The organism is Bacteroidota bacterium, assembly GCA_013360915.1.
In the GTDB taxonomy this organism is placed as follows: Bacteria; Bacteroidota; JABWAT01; order JABWAT01; family JABWAT01; genus JABWAT01.
Window position 1 is genome coordinate 199,950 of sequence record JABWAT010000001.1, and the last position, 19,080, is coordinate 219,029.

17 protein-coding genes are annotated in these 19,080 nt (G+C 50.0%); 4 read left to right on the top strand and 13 right to left on the bottom strand.

Annotated elements, in window-relative coordinates:
- Positions 1–26: 26 nt before the first annotated feature.
- The 4 genes from HUU10_00885 to rplM form a co-directional block, all read right to left on the bottom strand.
- Positions 27–899, bottom strand: a complete 873-nt coding sequence (locus tag HUU10_00885) for an elongation factor Ts (GenBank protein ID NUQ80139.1) — start codon at positions 897–899, stop codon at positions 27–29.
- Positions 900–912: 13 nt separating this feature from the next.
- Positions 913–1,665, bottom strand: coding sequence for a 30S ribosomal protein S2 (gene rpsB, locus HUU10_00890; protein ID NUQ80140.1), 753 nt, complete (start codon positions 1,663–1,665; stop codon positions 913–915).
- 103 nt (positions 1,666–1,768) lie between these two features.
- Complete coding sequence (gene rpsI, locus HUU10_00895) at positions 1,769–2,158, bottom strand: 30S ribosomal protein S9 (protein ID NUQ80141.1); 390 nt, start codon at positions 2,156–2,158, stop codon at positions 1,769–1,771.
- 9 nt (positions 2,159–2,167) lie between these two features.
- Positions 2,168–2,617, bottom strand: a complete 450-nt coding sequence (gene rplM, locus HUU10_00900) for a 50S ribosomal protein L13 (protein ID NUQ80142.1) — start codon at positions 2,615–2,617, stop codon at positions 2,168–2,170.
- A gap of 224 nt (positions 2,618–2,841) precedes the next feature.
- Between rplM and HUU10_00905 the strand changes: the two genes are divergently transcribed.
- Genes HUU10_00905 through HUU10_00915 form a run of 3 tightly spaced genes read left to right on the top strand, consistent with a single transcriptional unit; the run spans position 2,842 to position 5,271 of the window.
- Positions 2,842–4,020 (top strand): aminotransferase class I/II-fold pyridoxal phosphate-dependent enzyme, encoded by a 1,179-nt coding sequence (locus HUU10_00905; protein ID NUQ80143.1) that lies wholly within the window; start codon positions 2,842–2,844, stop codon positions 4,018–4,020.
- A complete protein-coding gene (locus tag HUU10_00910; protein ID NUQ80144.1) occupies positions 4,005–4,865 on the top strand; it encodes an aminotransferase class IV in 861 nt (286 codons plus the stop codon). The genes HUU10_00905 and HUU10_00910 overlap by 16 nt, the downstream gene beginning before the upstream one ends.
- A gap of 37 nt (positions 4,866–4,902) precedes the next feature.
- Entirely contained in the window at positions 4,903–5,271 is a 369-nt protein-coding gene (locus tag HUU10_00915; protein NUQ80145.1) for a hypothetical protein, read from the top strand.
- A 1-nt stretch (position 5,272) separates the two neighbouring features.
- On the opposite strand, the gene HUU10_00920 is transcribed toward HUU10_00915, so the two are convergent.
- A complete protein-coding gene (locus HUU10_00920; GenBank protein NUQ80146.1) occupies positions 5,273–5,713 on the bottom strand; it encodes a hypothetical protein in 441 nt (146 codons plus the stop codon).
- 87 nt (positions 5,714–5,800) lie between these two features.
- Between HUU10_00920 and HUU10_00925 the strand changes: the two genes are divergently transcribed.
- Positions 5,801–8,065: an aconitate hydratase gene (locus HUU10_00925; GenBank protein NUQ80147.1), complete on the top strand. Its 2,265-nt coding sequence runs from the start codon at positions 5,801–5,803 to the stop codon at positions 8,063–8,065.
- Between the two features lie 36 nt (positions 8,066–8,101).
- On the opposite strand, the gene HUU10_00930 is transcribed toward HUU10_00925, so the two are convergent.
- The 8 genes from HUU10_00930 to HUU10_00965 all read right to left on the bottom strand — a co-directional run bounded on the left by HUU10_00930 (position 8,102) and on the right by HUU10_00965 (position 19,054).
- Positions 8,102–9,970 carry a hypothetical protein gene (locus HUU10_00930; GenBank protein ID NUQ80148.1) on the bottom strand — a complete coding sequence of 623 codons (1,869 nt, stop codon included), beginning with the start codon at positions 9,968–9,970 and terminating at the stop codon, positions 8,102–8,104.
- Positions 9,971–10,018: 48 nt separating this feature from the next.
- Positions 10,019–10,738, bottom strand: a complete 720-nt coding sequence (locus HUU10_00935; GenBank protein NUQ80149.1) for a 16S rRNA (uracil(1498)-N(3))-methyltransferase — start codon at positions 10,736–10,738, stop codon at positions 10,019–10,021.
- Positions 10,738–12,141 carry a hypothetical protein gene (locus tag HUU10_00940; protein NUQ80150.1) on the bottom strand — a complete coding sequence of 468 codons (1,404 nt, stop codon included), beginning with the start codon at positions 12,139–12,141 and terminating at the stop codon, positions 10,738–10,740. The genes HUU10_00935 and HUU10_00940 overlap by 1 nt, the downstream gene beginning before the upstream one ends.
- A gap of 39 nt (positions 12,142–12,180) precedes the next feature.
- Complete coding sequence (locus tag HUU10_00945) at positions 12,181–13,653, bottom strand: VCBS repeat-containing protein (GenBank protein NUQ80151.1); 1,473 nt, start codon at positions 13,651–13,653, stop codon at positions 12,181–12,183.
- A gap of 82 nt (positions 13,654–13,735) precedes the next feature.
- Positions 13,736–16,615: an aminomethyl-transferring glycine dehydrogenase gene (gcvP, locus tag HUU10_00950; GenBank protein NUQ80152.1), complete on the bottom strand. Its 2,880-nt coding sequence runs from the start codon at positions 16,613–16,615 to the stop codon at positions 13,736–13,738.
- A gap of 104 nt (positions 16,616–16,719) precedes the next feature.
- Positions 16,720–17,484, bottom strand: coding sequence for a ribonuclease III (gene rnc / locus HUU10_00955; GenBank protein NUQ80153.1), 765 nt, complete (start codon positions 17,482–17,484; stop codon positions 16,720–16,722).
- 3 nt (positions 17,485–17,487) lie between these two features.
- Positions 17,488–18,741 (bottom strand): beta-ketoacyl-ACP synthase II, encoded by a 1,254-nt coding sequence (gene fabF, locus HUU10_00960; GenBank protein NUQ80154.1) that lies wholly within the window; start codon positions 18,739–18,741, stop codon positions 17,488–17,490.
- 76 nt (positions 18,742–18,817) lie between these two features.
- The gene (locus tag HUU10_00965; GenBank protein NUQ80155.1) at positions 18,818–19,054 is read right to left on the bottom strand and encodes an acyl carrier protein; all 237 of its coding nucleotides are present in this window, start codon (positions 19,052–19,054) and stop codon (positions 18,818–18,820) included.
- Positions 19,055–19,080: the final 26 nt, after the last annotated feature.

Below are 19,080 nucleotides of genomic sequence, written 5' to 3' on the forward strand. Positions count from 1 at the left end.
AGGCCTCCTGTACGGAGACCTTTTAATCAGAGTGATTCACCAATCAGGAATCTGACGAATCGTTTGATCGTCACCGGTGACCCGGTGGCTTTCGACGTTTCTTCAACGATGGTCTTGATGGTTTTGGACGGATCCTTTACGAATTTCTGTTCAACGAGAACATTGTCCTCATAGAATTTCTCAAGTTTACCAACAGCAATCCGTTCAATGACTGCTTCTGGTTTCTTTTCGTTCCGGGCCTGAGTTTTATAAATCTCGAGCTCTGAATTGATCTTATCCGTATTGACCAGATCGCGGGTGAGAACCATGGGATTGGCCGCTGCAACCTGCATGGCAATGTCTTTTCCAAGATCGGCAATGCGGGAATCGGAACCAGCTGTTTCAAGCACAACCAGAACCCCAAGCCGGGAACCCGGGTGAATATAATCGATAACCTGACCAGCAGGCGCCGCAGCAGCTGCCAGACGTCTGACTTCGATCTTCTCGCCGGTTTTTCCGGTCAGTTCGGTTACATAGTCACGGATGGACTGTCCGTTGGTAAAGGGTGCTTTTTTATCCAGCAGCTGATCCAGGGTTTGTGAACCCGATTCAAGAGCAAAGACAGCAACCTGTTCTGCAAATCCGGAAAACGTTTCATTACGAGCCACAAAATCGGTTTCGCAATTCACTTCAACCAGAATGGCCGACTTTTTATCAGCGGATACCTTCGCAAGGACCAACCCTTCTTTCGCTTCACGGTCGGCACGTTTGGCGGCCACAGCAGCACCCTTCTTACGAAGGATTTCAACTGCTTTCTCAAGATCACCATTGGCTTCGCCAAGGGCCTTTTTACAATCCATCATTCCGGCACCCGTTTTTTCGCGGAGTACCTGAACATCTTTGGCAGTGATTTCAGCCATACAAATTCCTCTATTAAGCTTCGGTGGAAGAACTTGCGGCAGCAGATTCTTCCTGTTCTTCTGTTTCGGATACAGCATTGGTGGTCATGCTGGAACCTTCAATAATTGCTTCGGCAATGGTTTTGGTGATAATCTCGATTGAACCGAGCGCATCATCATTGGCCGGAATACCGAAATCGACGGCATCAGGGTCGCAATTGGTATCAAGGAAGGCGAAAACCGGAATACCAAGTTTCTGAGCTTCTGATACAGCAATCGATTCACGATTAATATCTACCACAAAAATGGCACCTGGCAACCGGTTAATGGCAGCAACCCCGGCAAGAACCTTTACCAGCTTTTCTTTTTCGCGGGTAAGCATGAGGCGTTCTTTTTTAATGAACTTCTCAAAAGTTCCATCCGATTCCATTTTTTCAATTTGCTGCAGACGTTTAACCGATTTCCGGATGGTGACGAAATTGGTGAGCATTCCACCCAGCCACCGTTCGGTCACATACGGCTGACCAGCCCTTGTAGCTTCCCGGCCGAGGACTTCCCGTGCCTGGGGTTTGGTTCCGACAAACAAGATCTTCTTCCCTTCCGAGGCAATCTTTGCAATTTCCTGCGCAGATTCCATCAGGAGCGTTTGAGTCTTTTTCAGGTCAATCAGGTGGATACCGTTACGTTCCATCAGAATGTACGGCTTCATCTTTGGGTTCCACCGGCGGGTAAGATGTCCGAAATGGACACCAGCTTCAAGGAGGCTTTTTAATTCAGGTGCTTGCATGTTTATTTCCCTTTTTCCTCTACTGGCAGGTATTCCCGGACCGGCATCAGTTTAAACTGACAGGGTGATCCGGCCAACCAGTATGTGTCGTTGAAAATTGTTGTTAACGTTTCGAGAACTGGAACCGTTTTCTGGCTTTCGGACGTCCTGGTTTCTTCCGCTCAACCATACGGGAATCGCGGGTGAGAAGACCTTCACGTTTCAATGGTTCGCGCACACCTTCTTCTGCGAGAAGCAGGCAACGGGCGATTCCGAGGCTGACTGCACCGGCCTGACCGGTAAGTCCTCCACCGTGAACGTTCACCATGACATCATATTTTCCATCGAGTTGGGTGGTTGCCAGCGGTTTTACGGCTGCCATCCGCAGAATATCGGTGGGAAAGTAATCGTTAAACTCACGTTTGTTAACCATTACTTTACCGGATCCTGCTACAATTCTTACACGGGCGACTGCTGTTTTGCGACGGCCCACGGCATTAAATACTTGACTCATTTCCTCTCCTTAGTCCTTAAAGGTGTAAGGTTGGGGTTGCTGTGCTGCATGTTCATGTTCTGATCCGCGGAAAACCTTGACCTTCTTAAGCATCTGACGGCCAAGTGTGTTCTTCGGAAGCATGCCCTTTACAGCATTGGAAATGATAAATTCAGGTTTTGAAATCTTCAATTCCTTGAATTTGCGGTGTTTTCCACCACCCGGATAGCCAGAATAGGAAAAATATTCCTTTTGCTCGGCTTTGTTACCGGTTACCATGATTTTGTCGGCATTGATAATGACGACATAATCACCGGTATCGACGTGCGGTGTGTACTGAGGCTTATGTTTGCCTCTGACCAGGTGGGCGATTTCGGAAGCCAGTCGTCCGAGGACTTTGCCTTCTGCATCGATCAACCACCATTTTGCCTCTACTTCCCCGGGTTTTGCACTCCAGGTCTTGAAGCTGTTGTGATCCACTGATTGTGCTCCTATTTATCGTTTTTCTTGTTGTCGGAAAAGCCTGCAAATATAAGGGATGGGGTCCGGGTAGTCAAACAGGAATGTTTCAAAATCATGACCCACCACAGAACCCGTTTGTTTTCGGTTTCCTGCATGGAAAAACAGACCGGAAATGGATAAATTGTGCCACCGGATCGATCTGATCCGGATCCACTATTCTTTCATCTCCCGTTGGAGTGAATATGCCAGATCCCAATTTTGACCGGATTAAACGCCTTCCCCCTTACGTTTTTGCAGTCGTCAACGAAAAAAAGTACCAGTTGCGCCGCAATAATGTGGATATCATCGATCTGGGTATGGGAAACCCGGATCTACCCACTCCTGACTTTATTGTAAAAAAACTGGCAGAGGCAGCCACCAAACCAAAGAACCACCGGTATTCGGTCAGCCGAGGTATTTTTAAACTCCGGGAAGCATTGGCCAACTGGTACCTGAGACGATTCAACGTCAGCCTGGACCCTGACCGCGAGGTCGTAACCACCATCGGAAGCAAGGAGGGTCTTGCCCACCTGATGCTGGCCTGCCTGGACCGGGGTGATACCGTGCTGGTTCCCGATCCGACTTACCCGATTCATACCTATGCGGCCGTCATTTCCGGGGCCCAGGTCCACCATGTGGCCATGCCGGCCGATGAAAAGGAATTTTTCGAAAACATCAAACGGTCCTTTGAAACCACCTGGCCCAAACCCAAAATGATCCTCACCTGTTTTCCCAGCAATCCGACTGCCTATGTCGCCTCGGATGCCTTTTTCAGGGAACTGGTGGCCTTTGCCCGGTCAAAGGATGTCTGGCTGATCAATGACCAGGCCTATGCCGAGCTGACTTTTGAAGGCGAACCGGTCAGTATACTTCAGATACCGGGGGCCAAAGACGTGGCCGTTGAGTTTTACACCCTCAGCAAAACCTATAACATGGCTGGCTGGCGGGTCGGATTCTGTGCCGGTAATCCGCAATTGGTTTCTGCTCTCACCAAGATTAAAAGCTATCTGGATTATGGCATGTTTCAGCCGATTCAGATTGCTGCAACCGTTGCCCTGAACGAAGGCGACCGGTTTATCCCGGAATTGCGTGAAGTCTACAGGAAGCGCCGTGATTTGCTGGTTGATGGACTTGGAAAATTCGGCTGGACGGTGCCCAGACCCAGTGCAAGTATGTTTGTCTGGGCTCAGATCCCTGATTTCGCTGCCTCAAAGTTATCGGTGGAATTCTCGTCCCTGGCCCTGGAAAATGCCCGTGTGGCCTTCAGTCCCGGACTAGGATTTGGCAGCAATGGCGAGGGGTACGTCAGAATTGCCCTTGTCGAAAATGAACATCGGATCAGGCAGGCCATCCGCGGATTGAAAGCATGGATGACCCACTGAGTCAACGGCTGTTTGGCTATTACAATGGTCGTTACCTGCCGACAGAAGACATTCGTCTGCCTGTCTACGATTTGCTGATCCTCAGGGGATTGGGTGTTTTCGATTACCTGCGTACGTATCATCGGGTTCCCTTCCTGCTTGATGACCATCTGGAACGGTTTTTCCGATCTGCCGATGAAATGGAAATCGCCCATGGGATCAGTCCGGACCATCTCCGGGATGTGATTTACCATCTTGCAGCCATTTCCCCATTGCCTGAATCAGCCTTCAGACTGCTTCTGACTCCGGGAATGGGTGATCACTCGCTGATGCCTGGTCATCCATCACTGGTGGTGCTTACCGAGGCCATTCATCCGTTCCCTGCCCAATGGTATCAAACGGGGATCGCAGCAAAAACCATTTCCTTCGATCGTTACCGGCCACTTGCAAAATCGGTCATGTACTCACAGGCTGTTCTCGAGCTGGCCCTGGCCAGGCAGGAAGGATTTCAGGAGGTTATTTATAAAACCGGTGAGTATCTGACAGAGGGCACTACCTGCAATTTGTTTTTTATCCGGGAAAACGAACTGATCACACCTTCCAATCTGGTTCTGCACGGAACCCGCCGACGGTTTGTAATGAATCTTGCGGGGGACTGTGGGTTTTCGGTTCTTGAAAGACCGGTTTCTATTCATGAGCTCAGTTCTTTCCAGGAATGCTTCATCACCAGTACCACACGGGAAATTCTTCCGGTCTGCTCCATTGACCACCAAACCATTGGCAGTGGCAAACCAGGTCCGGTCACCCGGATGCTGCATCAGACCTATACTGCCCGGGTAATGAAAGAGTCCGGAACTCCATCCTGAAAATTTACTGTTCCATTTCTAAAACAATGGAGCAGTTATGAAAACACCTGTCGATATTCCAGTGGCTCCCTACCGGGTGCTTGAGGCCATTTGGTACGCAGACCAGATACCAACATTGAATGAATCGGCCTTCCATTATCCATACCTTCCGCAGATGGAAGTCCCGCTCGGCGAAAAAAGTGCAAAAAAAGCCCTGCGGAAAATGACTGGAACCCGCCTGGAATTCACCGTTGAAACACCGGATGGACACTCGGCCAGCATTGAAGTTCAGGCCATCCCCATCCGGAAGAATGTGTCACGGTTAACGTGGTCGATGCCCTCTGGTAACCTGAATGGTTCAACCGACCATGTCAGACATTGGATGGATTCACGGCTTACCCAGATCAGTTCGCACTTCGGTTCCTGAGTCAGTCGGGACGATCATCCCAATGACGGGCTGATCGTTTCTGATCAATGGGCAGAAACCAGGCCGGTCCATTGTCGGACGGACTCTCCCTCAAACCCGGAAACTCCGGATGGTAATTGGTGACCGGTTGTTGCAGAATGGTCAGACCTGCCGCTTTTCCATCTGCAAGCAACAAATCAGAGACCGATCCGATGATGAAAGGAATGGTCTCACCAGACCATCCGGTTTTTTCGCCGGCTATCACCAATCTGGCCTGAATCACCTTCCCCTCCTGGCGGTAGCCCACGTAGAAATGTCCGGCCGGTTCGTCATTAAGCAGAATGATAAAGTGCCACCGGATATCAAAACCGGGCAGATGTGGTTTTCCCGGATTTTGTGCCGGTTTCCACCTGTCCGTCAGGCGAAGCCGGGTTTCCCCGGTGATAGTATGAGAGATGACCATGAATACCCCGTCAGGACGTTGGTTTACGACCGGTTCACTATTAATTTTAAGATTTTAACCATAAACCGAATTTAAACAGGAAACATCATGGTATTCAATCTGGATATGATCGAAAAGGCATATAAAACCATGGGTGAACGGGTTCCTGCAGCCCGGAAACTACTTGGAAGACCACTGACACTGACCGAGAAGATTCTCTACTCCCACCTGGCAGACCTTCCTGCCACTCCCCTGAAGCGCGGATCAGATTATGCCGATTTTTATCCGGATCGTGTTGCCATGCAGGATGCAACGGCCCAGATGGCACTGCTGCAATTCATGTCGGCGGGTATTCCTCAGGTTGCTGTTCCATCAACGGTTCATTGCGATCACCTGATCCAGGCTGAATTCGGATCTGAAAAAGACCTCAATAAAGCAAATACCGAGAACAAAGAAGTCTATGACTTTCTGGCATCCGTATCTGAAAAGTATGGAATCGGGTTCTGGAAACCCGGTGCCGGTATCATTCATCAGGTGGTACTTGAAAATTACGCATTCCCGGGCGGGATGATGATCGGAACCGACAGTCATACTCCCAATGCCGGCGGACTTGGCATGGTCGCAGTCGGGGTGGGCGGTGCTGATGCGGTTGATGTCATGGCAGGAATGACCTGGGAACTCAAGTTTCCAAAACTCATCGGTGTGAAACTCACCGGAAAAATGAACAACTGGACTTCTGCAAAAGACGTGATTCTGAAACTGGCAGGTATTCTGACCGTTAAGGGCGGAACCGGGGCCATTGTGGAGTATTTCGGACCAGGAACTGAATCCATTTCTGCCACGGGCAAAGGAACCATTTGTAACATGGGAGCAGAAATTGGTGCCACCACCAGTGTGTTCCCGTATGATTCAAGAGTGGCAGACTATCTGAAGGTGACCGGACGCAAGGAGGTGGCCGCGCTTGCAGATGCCCATGCGTCTCACCTGAAGGCCGACCCTGAAGTGGCAGCCAACCCTCAGGCTTATTACGATCAGATCATTGAAATTGACCTGAATGAACTGGAACCCCACATCAACGGGCCCTTCACTCCTGATCTGGCATGGCCGCTTTCACGATTTGCAGAAGCAGTCAGGGAACATGGATATCCTGAGGAATTAAAAGTTGGTCTCATTGGCTCCTGCACCAATTCGTCCTATGAGGACATGGAAAGGTCTGCTTCGATCGTTCGGGATGCAGTTGCAAAAAAACTGAAGGCCCGGTCCGAGTTTATCATCACTCCCGGATCGGAGCAAATCCGGGCGACCATTGAACGTGACGGTCAGATGGAGGCTTTTTCCAAAGTGGGTGGAGTGGTTTTGGCCAACGCCTGCGGACCCTGCATCGGGCAATGGAAGCGTCATGATGTGAAGAAGGATGAGAAGAATTCCATTATTACCAGTTACAACCGGAATTTCACTGGCCGGAATGATGGGAACAATGCCACACACGCCTTCGTGGCCTCACCTGAAATCGTAACAGCCCTTTCCATCGCAGGTAAACTCACCTTCAATCCGCTCAGAGATACGCTGGTAAATGAGGAAGGACAGGCGGTAAGGCTCGAAGCACCTGCAGGAAAAGAACTTCCCTCCAAAGGATTTGATCAGGGAGAATCTGGCTACGTGGCTCCTGCAAAGGATGGTTCTTCTGTCAAGGTATCCATCAGTCCAACTTCAGACCGTCTTCAGGCTTTAACACCATTCGAACCGTGGAATGGGAAAGACCTTCTGAACCTGCATTTACTGCTGAAGGTGAAGGGAAAATGCACCACAGACCACATTTCACCGGCCGGTCCATGGCTCAAATACCGCGGACATCTCGATAACATTTCGAACAACATGTTTATCGGAGCCATTAATGCCTTTGGGTATGAGCCTGGCAAGGGAAAAAATCAGGTAACCGGCGAAGTAAAAAGCTTTTCCGATAATGCCAGGGCTTATAAAGCTGCAGGAACCGGCTGGATCACCATCGGAGATGAAAATTATGGTGAAGGATCGAGTCGTGAACATGCGGCCATGGAACCCCGGTGGCTGGGCGGACGGGTTATTCTTGTGAAATCATTTGCCCGTATCCATGAAACCAATCTTAAAAAACAGGGGATGCTTGCCCTGACTTTTAAATCGGCTGCGGATTATGACAGAATCCGTGAAGACGACCGGATTTCGATTCTTGGTCTGACCACCTTCACTCCGGGAAAATCACTGACCTGTCAGTTAACTCACTCAGACGGATCGTCGGAATCATTCGACGTATTGCATTCCTATAACGATCAGCAGATTGAGTGGTTTAAAGCTGGCGGAGCACTGAACCTGATTGCCGCAAAGTCTGGCAAATAATTCAAAGCGTTTCTGATCCCGGGGACTCTTCCGGGATCAGAAATTCCATCTGATCTGGATTGTTGCATCCTGACTCAACCCTGGTTTAACGGAGGAACCGGCATTCAGCACATCCGTCACCCGGGTCAATCCCCACTTGACAGAAACCGAAGGCCAGGGGTCCTCACTGATCGTAAACAACGCCGAATAACGGACTCCTTTCTGATACAATGCCCTGAAAACCATCAGACCCGGAACTTCAGGATCTGAAATAAATGGCCTGACCGTTGCATCATTCACAACAAACCAGCTCATCTGACTGACTGCACTCCACCATGAATCAGGGGTCGTCGTCAGCCGGATGGTGATGGCAGTACCCTCTTTTGATTGAGTGACATTTTTAAGAAAGTCCCATCTGAATAGTACCACATTGGTTTCCCCGAAGGATTGTTTCCAGGAAACCTTCCACTTTCTCCTTTCTGCTGGTTCCGGTCCTTTGTCTGCAGATAAAGCCATTCCCAACCGGCAATCGCTGTTTTTTCCGGTCCGGAATGTGCCTGAGATGATCCAGTCCGAGCCGGAAGCCCGGCTGTTCTGACCGGGATCCGGGTAAATCTGTTCCCATCGGTCCAGTATCACAGCTGCTTTCCAGCCGACCGTCCGGTAGTCAAGACCGGTATATAAGCCAGCCTCATTCCCAGTCAAAGGGTTTCCCTCCGAAAGCATGCCAGAATAAAGCGACGGTTCGGTCACTCCCAGGTATCGGGTCATAACCATCGACCGGAATCCAGCGGGCAACTGCACCAACCAGGCAGCAGTCCCCGACCATTGTCGTTCAGAAAACAACCACTCGCCCGCCAGATGATTTCCGGGAGCCCTGTGCTGAAAGGCACCACCCCATCCCGTCTGGTTTCCGGGTTTCAGACTTCCCTTCTTCCTGACCGGACTGATATCCTGCAGTTTCTCCGTAGCCACTCCGGATTGATACTCCTTTCTGAAAGCATGAATCTGAATTTCCCCGGATGAAAACTGGTAGCCAATCCAACCGAACTGAATGGATTCGATAAGTTTTGCCCTTCTTTCAATTTCTGTTTCGGTGACATGCAGACCATCGGTATCGGGATGAAGGAAAACGTTCTGCGGCTGATCCTGCAGCCTGTATCCGTATCCATCCACCCGACGGTGGGACAAACCCATTGCCAGATGCCATTGTTTCCATCCGGTTTCAGATGCAAAACCAAAGGCTCCGGCTCCTTCAAAGGAACCGCTCCAGGGTTGAATGGTCGTTTTCCAGCTTTGCGGAACCGTCAGCAATTGGTCGCTTTTCATGGGCGGATAGGCCGACCCCCAGGCAAGACCTGCACCAAATCGCGGGCGGAAATGTCCAAGGGTCACAGACCGGATCCAACCCTTTTCAGACTGATAATGAACATAACCCACCAGATGATCGGCGAAACGGGATTCACCCGGATCTCTTTCGGCCGTCATTCCGGCCGACCAGTTTTGAAAGAAACGGGAACGAATGGTGGTTACCTGCCGGTAATCGGTCCATTGATCAGAAAGTCCGGAGGAGGTTGTCCGGTGTGACAGGAGTGTCTGACCGGGAGTTTTCAGCTGACACAGACCATCCTGGTTCCATAGCAGGTGACTGGCCCAAACCGGATCCACGCCAGGAATGGAGGCCAGATCTGCTTCCGATCTGATGGGAGAAAGAAACCGGTAGCGATAGATGCTATCCACCGAAGCTCTTCCGTCTGGGGTTGCCCACCTGATCAGTTCTGAGTAAGAAGCTGTGTTCAGATTAAACCAGTTTTCATCACCGGATTCTTCTTCATAAAGGGCGGATTGGCCTGACCGATCAAACAAGGCATCCTCATCCACCTGAATGGTTTGGGGAAAACCTTCTGAGCAGAAAAGCACCGCCATCAGGAAAAACCCGAATCGGATGCAAGACATAAAAGTGGTAAAGTTTACTTACGGGATCGTTTGCTGGAAAAGGGCTGAACAGGCGACCAGAACGGCCGTTTCGGTTCTCAGGCGGGTCGGGCCCAGGTAAAGTGCCCTCCAGCCATTCGAAGTTCCGAAGGCCAGATCTGCCTCGGACCATCCCCCTTCCGGACCGAAAAATACAAAAATATCTTCAGGTTCTGAAACAGGAACTTTCCGGATGTTTTCTGAGGATTCCAGGCGCTTCTCATGCGCGATCCAGGCTGAAGGATTGGATCCGGTTAAAGACGGAAGTTCTTCAAAATGGGAAAAGCCGATGATTGGCAACCAGGACCCGAGTGACTGGTTCATGGCGGAAACAGCCAGTTTCTCCCAGCGGTCCGCCCTGAAATTTCCTTTTACGGTTCTGGAGGATTCAATTGCAACAATCCGGTGAACCTGCATTTCAGTCAGTTTTTCAATCACCCAATCCAGACGTGCAGGCTGTTTGAGTAATCCGATTCCCACAGTCAGCCGGCATGGCCAGACCGGTTCTACCTTCGCTGCAGAGACCACCTGTGCGACCGCTTCTTTTTTTGAAGCATGGGTAAGCACACATTCTGATCGGGTTCCCCTGCCGTCTGCCAGCCAGAACCGGTCCCCCACAACCATTCTCGACACACGGATGGCGTGATGATGCTGCTCATCCGATAGGCGGAAACCGGATTGAACGGGATAAATTACCGGGTCGTAAAACTGATCCGCCATCAGAATGCAGTTCCTGAGCTGATCCAAAACGTCAGATCACCCTGCTGATTAAAGGCCATCTCGGCCTTATAATTGAGCGAGTAAGGTAAAATCAGGTTAAAGGAAATTCCTGCACCCATCAGCGGCCGTTCATAATAACGGATCAGATCCTCTCGCTTCAGATAGTCCATCAGAGCCGGATATACCTCTCCGGGTTCTTTGACCCAGCCGGCATCGACGAACGCAGATGCATACAATCCCCACCGGAATTCTCTGAACTGATCGATAGGCATCCATTGAATAGTAAATGTGTAAGGAGTCACCAATGGTGTCCTGAGTTCTGCCTTCGCCACGATCCGGTTCACATTCTGAAGTATCATGGACTGATATCCCCTGATCTGGGTATCCTTACCGACATAGGAATGATGATAGAATGGAATTTCCCTGCCGATTCCGGTTTCATAATTCACCATTGCCGCCAGAGTCAGCCAATCCTCCAGCGGGTGGTAAATCCTTGCATCGGCAATAAATAAACCGAATGTGGCCCCGGTATTGGTTTCCAGGTAGTGACTCAGATAGGCAGACTGAAGGTAACCGTTCATGGCCACTTCAGATGAATTACGCGTATTTCGTTGCCAGGAAACATTAATTCCAACGTTCTGGTCAATGGCCGGACCTGCATTCAGGAGGTTCACCCTCCCATCCGGATCATTTCCGTTGGTAACCACCTGTTTGTATTCACCAGCCATCCCATAAACGGTGTAAGGGCTATATCTGTGAAAAATTCCCGATGAAACCGTTATGGAATTATTATTCGATCTGGAGTTATCAACCTTGCCGCCCAATTTTTTATTCACATCACCTGTCTGCAGGATCAGGTTAAATGTCCAATGCAATGATGTTGAATAAAACGGATTGGGATTCACCATGTTCACCGAAAAAAACCGGTCCGATCCCAGCTGAAGTTTCGTTTTCAGGAAGATGTTTCTGCCGGCAATGTTGGTATGATAAAACCCGATACCATAACTGAAATTGGTGTAACTATCAGTATCGAGAACGCTTTTACCCTCTTCGGTTTTGATGGTTAACAAAGGGTATACCAGCCAGAACCAACGTTCCGTCACAGTAAAAATGAGGTGATAGCCATCCTGTGAGGTTTCAGGAACAGTTCGCCAGGTAACAGAAGTAAACAGGTTTAACGAATAGATCCGGTCTGCGAAATAGGCGATCTGCCGCTCATTCACAGTTTCGCCTGGCTTAAGAGCCACTTCGCGCAGGATGATATAATCCCGGGTCTGGGTATTTCCCTCCACCGTTACTGACAAAATGCGGCGACTGAGACCGGGTGATGGACTGCCTGAAACGGATCCGGAACTATCTGAAAAAACCGGGAACAATCCGGTCCAGAGTAAAAGTAAAATCATGGGAAGCAAAGATACTTGGGAATCAGGTGCCGAGTGAAATCAGCGGGACAGAATACGTAAAACCGATCGGAGACCTTCGGAATCAAGGTTTCCGTAAGTCAGGATCAGATCCTGCCGTCTTTGATCAAACAAGTGGTATGCGACCGTTCTTCGGGAATGATACGGAACTGCTATGGCTGATTCCAGCACGGGAGAGGCGGTAATCAGTGAAGAAGAGCTTCCCCCGAAGGCGATCATCGATTTTTCTGACCTTTTAATCAGAATCTCCGGGAGACCATCACCATCAAAATCGGCCGCAGCAGAGAGAAAAACGGGTTTAAAATAGTTCTTATTCAGGTCAATCTGCTGATTCACATCCTTTTCGAGGGAGGGTGTGCTGCTGAACTTGCCATTTTTCTGAATATGGAATTTGTAAACTGCTTTTGCATCACTGTTGACCAGGTTACTAAGGAAATTCCCCATGGAAACGGACATTTCCATTACCACCACGTCGGTTCGGTTATCATTATTCAGATCGGCCAGTTCAAAATCCACCACCAAGGCCTCTGATACAATCCGCTGATCGGGTGTGGCTGGCAAACTGAACTGGTTTTTGTCGGCCCGTCCATAGTAAAAATCAATGGAAAGCCGGTTGGTAATGATATCGCGCGGCTGACGCCTTTCCACAACCACATCCGGCACGTCATCATTGTTCAGGTCCGAGACCGATCCGATGTTGACCGTTTCATTTTCACCACGGTTAAACCGGACCGAAACACCGGGTCCCTTATCGGGAGTTTTAGCAAAATCATTGAGCCGGACCCAATGAATCTGATCTCTGAATACCAGAAATACTGATTGGGGAAGGCTGGATCCGCCGGAAACCAGCCCCGGATAGCTCAACGACACATCGGTTCCCACGGTGGATGAATTGTGCGTGACCGACACCGGGGGATCAAAGCTCAGATACGATTTGTCGGCTGTCAGGTTTTTTTTCATGACCGGTGTCATCAGAACCAGACCCGAGGTTTCCAGAATGAGGAGCTGATCAACGCCATTCTGTTTCACCGGATTTTTCAAAGTCAGTTTTGGGAGGTGATGGATGTCGGGATTCTGCAGGAAGAAAGAGATGGCTGACAGAATTTTGATGGATTCTTTCAGAACCAATCCGTCTTTCAGGACGCCCACCTCGACTGTGGATGCAGAAACCAGCACAATTTCAGGTTTTTCGTCCCCGGTCAGATTGGCAAGATCATAGCCGATAATTTCAGGATCGATGATCAGTATCTGGTTTGGTTCTGCCAGATAGCCACCCTGCGTCTGAAGAAACAGTGCCAGATACCGGTTTACCTGTCCGTTTTTCTGGGTGATGTAATAGGAAACCAGAATATCGGGTTTTGAATCGCCGTTGAGATCATCGACATGATAATCGGTGATGGTCCCTCTGACCTTCAGATCGGTCACCGACAGTTTGTTCTGAGACAAACCCGTGAACGGAACCAGAAGTAAAAACAAGACCCAAAGTTGGTTCATCAGAGTGGTGAAACCTTTCGCCCGGTAAAGGTCCTTTTACGGGAGGACCTTACCAGGGTTTCAAAAAAATACCAGTGACGGTTCAGGAGTGACTGGTCATGTACTCGCTTACCGGCGGACAGGAGCAAATCAGGGTCCGGTCGCCATGGGCATTGTTCACACGCGCAACCGATGGCCAGAATTTCTTTTCTTTCAGATAAGGCAATGGCCAGGCTGCCTTGCTTCTTGAGTAAGCGTGCGTCCAGGAATCGGCTGTTACTCTTCCGACAGTATGTGGCGCATTCTTTAGAACGTTATCCACCCGATCGGCCACACCCTGCTCTATTTCCCTGATTTCTTCACGGATGGAGAGCAATGCATCGCAGAAACGATCCAATTCCTGTCTGGATTCACTTTCAGTCGGTTCAATCATTATGGTACCAGCAACAGGGAAACTGACGGTAGGCGCATGAAAGCCATAATCCATCAGTCGTTTGGCTACATCTTCTGCCTCGATTCCAGCCGGTTTAAACGGACGGAGATCAAAAATGGCCTCATGTGCCACACAACCCTTTTCTCCCTGGTAAAGAACAGGAATTTCCTTTTCCAATCGGGATTTGATGTAATTGGCGTTCAGGATCGCCACTTCAGTAGCCGCCCGGAGACTGTCACCACCCATCATTTTTATATAGGCATAAGAGATCAGCAGAATCAATGCACTGCCATAAGGCGCGCTCGACACTGCATGAATGGCTTTATTTCCACCGGTTTCCACCACAGGATGGCCCGGAAGGAAAGGCACCAGATGTTCAGCAACGGCAATGGGACCGACACCGGGTCCGCCGCCGCCGTGAGGTATGCAGAAGGTCTTATGGAGATTCAGATGGCACACATCGGCTCCGATCATGGCGGGCGAGGTCAGGCCAACCTGAGCGTTCATATTTGCTCCATCCATATAAACCAGTCCGCCAGCATCATGTACCTGCTGGCAAATTGAGCGGATAGCCGACTCGAAGACCCCGTGAGTGGAAGGATAGGTCACCATCAGACTGGACAAACGGTCACGATATTGTTCGATTTTTGCCTGAAGATCAGCCAGATCGATATTCCCCAGTGCATCGCATCCGACCACGACCACCTGATAGCCGGCCATAACCGCACTGGCCGGATTGGTGCCATGCGCAGATGAAGGAATCAGAACCACATCCCGGTGATCCTGATTTTTACTCTTATGCCAGGCCCGGATGGTCAGTAACCCGGCGTATTCACCCTGTGCTCCCGAATTGGGTTGGAAAGAAATTCCGCTGAATCCGGTAATCTCGCAGAGGTACATTCCGAGACTGCAGATCATTTCAAGGTATCCACGTGCCTGGGAAGCCGGAACAAATGGATGAATTGATGAATACTCTGACCAGGTCAAGGGAATCATTTCGGTTGCTGCATTCAATTTCATGGTGCAGGAACCCAGTGGTATCATTGAAAAGTTAAGGGATAAATCCTTGTTTTCGAGCTGTTTGATGTACCGCATCATATCTGTTTCTGAATGATAGCGGTTAAAAACCGGATGGGTGAGAAAAGCAGATTGTCTTCTGAGAGGACCCGGTATTACCGAGGATTGACCATTCACATGTGACCAGCTTTTTCCGGTCAGTCCGGCAAACACTCCCAGCAGATCATCAATGTCGGATTGTGTTTTCGTTTCATCCACGCTGATAGAAGCCAGGCCGGATGGTTCAATCCAGATGTTGATCCCTTTCGCATCGAGAGCGGCCGCCAGGGCATCCTTCCCCCCGGGCAACCCGGAAAGATCCAGACGGATGGTATCGAACCAGGATGAATTCAATGGAGTTAATCCCAATTGTCTGAGACCGGAACCAAGTCGGACCGCCAGAGAATGAATATGAGTGGCGATGGCCTTTAAACCATCTGATCCATGATAAACCGCATACATTGAGGCCATAACAGCCAGAAGGACCTGTGCGGTACAAATGTTGCTGGTGGCTTTATCGCGACGAATGTGCTGTTCGCGGGTCTGAAGTGCCATCCGAAGGGCCGGATTTCCATCCGCATCAATGGAAACACCAATAATCCGGCCGGGAAGGTTTCGCTTAAATGCCTCTCTGGTTGCAAAATAACCGGCATGCGGACCTCCGAAGCCCATTGGCACGCCAAATCGCTGAGTGGTTCCCACAACCACCGAAGCTCCTGATTCGCCAGGCGCCTTCAGTAATACCAGACTGAGCAGATCAGCTGCAACCACCGTCAGTATACCGGCTGCTTCACTTTTTCTGATCAGCGGCTCAATATCTGAAACCTCCCCGTTCGCATCGGGGTATTGCATAAAAATTCCGAAAACATCATCGGACAAGGTAACGTCGTTCATGGCAACCTGCCGGATGTTAATTCCCACCGGTTCTGCCCGGGTGGTCAGCACATCAAGCGTCTGGCTGAAAACCGGTCCTGCTACCAGAAAGGTATGAGCATCCGGCCGTGTCTGACGTGTCAGACCATAAAGCATGGTCATGGCCTCAGCAGCGGCGGTGCCTTCATCGAGCAGAGAGGCATTGGCAATCTCCATACCGGTAAGGTCGATCACCATGGTCTGAAAATTCAGCAATGCTTCCAGCCGTCCCTGGGCAATTTCGGCCTGGTAGGGGGTGTATTGTGTGTACCATCCCGGATTTTCCAGAATGTTCCTTCTGATAACGGAAGGAACATGGGTATCATAATACCCACGGCCAATAAAGGTCCGGTACACTTTATTCATTGCAGCAAGATCCCAGATATGTGCCAGCATCTCGGGTTCTGAAAGAGGCGCTGGCAATTGCAACGGTTTCCTGAGCCGGATATCGGCAGGAATGGTGTCGCTGATAAGTGAGTCAAGGCTCTCTGCCCCGATGGCCTTTAACATGTCAGCCTGTTCTTTAGCAGAGGGTCCGATATGACGGGAGGAAAATGTGTCGGTATTGGAGTGAATAGTCATGGTTTTTTTGTGTTTTTCAGTCAGAAACGGGAATCTGAGCAGTTCCGGTTCCGGGAGGTCTGTTAAAAAGTGTGCGTGTGTTTACAGGTGACAAAAGTATTGGATCAGTCCGAAGATTCCGAAGCGGAATCCATCATTTTAAGGGTTTCTAATGCAGCCAGTTGTTCTGCTTCTTTTTTGTTTCTACCCTGTCCGGATCCGAATAATTTTTCCCCGATTCTGACCTGCATGGTGTATTCACGCCGGTGGGGCGGACCATCTTCCCGGATGCACAGGTACCTGAGGTCTCCGTAGCCGCAGGACTGAACCCGTTCCAGAAGCCGGCTTTTAAAATTGTCATCGTGAGTGCTCAAGTGAGAAAAGTCAATACGTGAGATGATCACCCGTTGAACGAAGCGCCGGGCCATGGTGTATGAATGATCAATGTAAATGGCACCAATAAGAGCTTCGAGTGTATCAGCCAGCATTTTCTGGTTCTCATAGACCACTCCCCTTTTTAATCCGCGGGTTGCAGAAATGTAGTTAAAAAGCCCCAATTCTTCACCGATACGGGAAAGAAGCCGGCCATTTACAATCTGATCCCGTTTTTTGGAAAGAAAGCCTTCGTTTCGGTCGGGAAACTCGTGAAAAAGAGTTTCGGCCACCACCAGATCCAGAATGGCATCACCGAGGAATTCGAGACGTTCGTAGCTGCTCGAGGCAAACTCAGAGGTGTTTTCAAGGTAGCTTTTATGAGTCAGGGCAACCCGGAACAGATCGGGATTTCTGACAAGGTAGCCGGTAAGATGGCGGTAACGAAGCGCACGTTTCCACCAGGAGGGAGAGAAAAGGTCCGGCAACCGCCGGACCTGGTTTCCCCATTCAATCATAGGTCAGGATTGATATTTTTTGATCAGCAGGGTTGCGTTATGGCCGCCAAAACCAAAGGTATTGCTCATGGCGTATTCAAGCGCAAAATCAACCGGTTTGTTAGGAACATAATCCAGATCGCATTCCGGATCCTGATTCTCAAGGTTAATGGTCGGAGGTATCCGGCCGTTCTTTATAGCCAGGATGGTGGCAATGGCTTCAATACCACCGGCCGCACCCAATAAGTGACCGGTCATGGATTTGGTGGAACTGACCTTCATTTTGTAGGCGTGATCACCAAAAACAGTCTTGATGGCTTCCGATTCCTGCTTATCACCCAACGGGGTGGATGTGCCGTGTGCATTCACATAACCGATCTGAGAAGGATTGATACCGGCCATGGCAATTGCACCTTTCATGGCGCGGACGGCGCCTTCCCCACCCGGGGCGGGAGCCGTGATGTGGTAAGCGTCGGCAGTAATACCAAAACCAACCATTTCTGCATAAATTTTGGCACCACGGGCAATGGCATGTTCATAGGATTCCAATACCAGCACACCGGCCCCTTCACCGATCACAAATCCATCCCGATCCTTATCGAAGGGCCGGGAGGCTTTTTCGGGGGCATCATTCCGGGTGGACATGGCTTTCATTGAGTTAAACCCGGAAACACCGAGGTTACAAACCGGGGCTTCGGCCCCACCCGCCACCATGACATCAGCCAATCCCATGGTGATGAGCATGAACGCATCAGCAATTGAGTGGCTTCCGGTGGCACAGGCACTGACTGTACAGTAATTGGGCCCTTTGAATCCATGTTTGATCGAAACATGCCCGGCAATGATGTCGGGAATCAGCATCGGAATGAAGAAGGGGCTGACCCGTCCGGGACCGCCTTCAATGAAATTCCGGCATTGATTTTCATACACCTGCATTCCACCGATTCCGGAACCAATGGTCACACCGACCCGGTTTTTATCCAGATTGGCAGAACTGTTTATTCCAGAATCGAGAATGGCTTCATCGGCGGCAACCACGCCATACTGGCAAAAGGCATCCATCCGCTGAGCGGCTTTCCGATCCATATAATCGGCCGGATTAAACCCTTTGAGTTCACAGGCAAATTTGGTATCAAACTGGGTTGGATCGAACCGGGTTACCGGACCTGCTCCTGACTTTGCAGCCATGAGACCATCCCAAAAAGCTGGTGCCGTTAACCCGATAGGGGTAAGCGCACCCATTCCTGTAATGACAACACGTTGTTGTTTTTGCATGATGGGAACCCTTTAATTAAGGAATTCCCGGTCCGGGCTGCTGCCCGCCGGGAATGAATCAAGGAAAAGACGACGGGATTTACTTGGAGTGCGATTCGATGTATTTAACCGCATCGCCAACGGTACCGATTTTTTCGGCATCTTCATCCGGAATGGTAATTCCGAAGGCCTTTTCGAATTCCATGATCAGTTCAACGGTGTCGAGAGAGTCGGCACCCAGGTCATTGGTGAAACTGGCTTCGTTGGTGATCTGGGTAGCATCAACTCCCAGTTTTTCGATAATGATTTCTTTTACTTTTTCCGAAACGTTGGCCACGATGGTGCTCCTTTGTTAGATGTTTT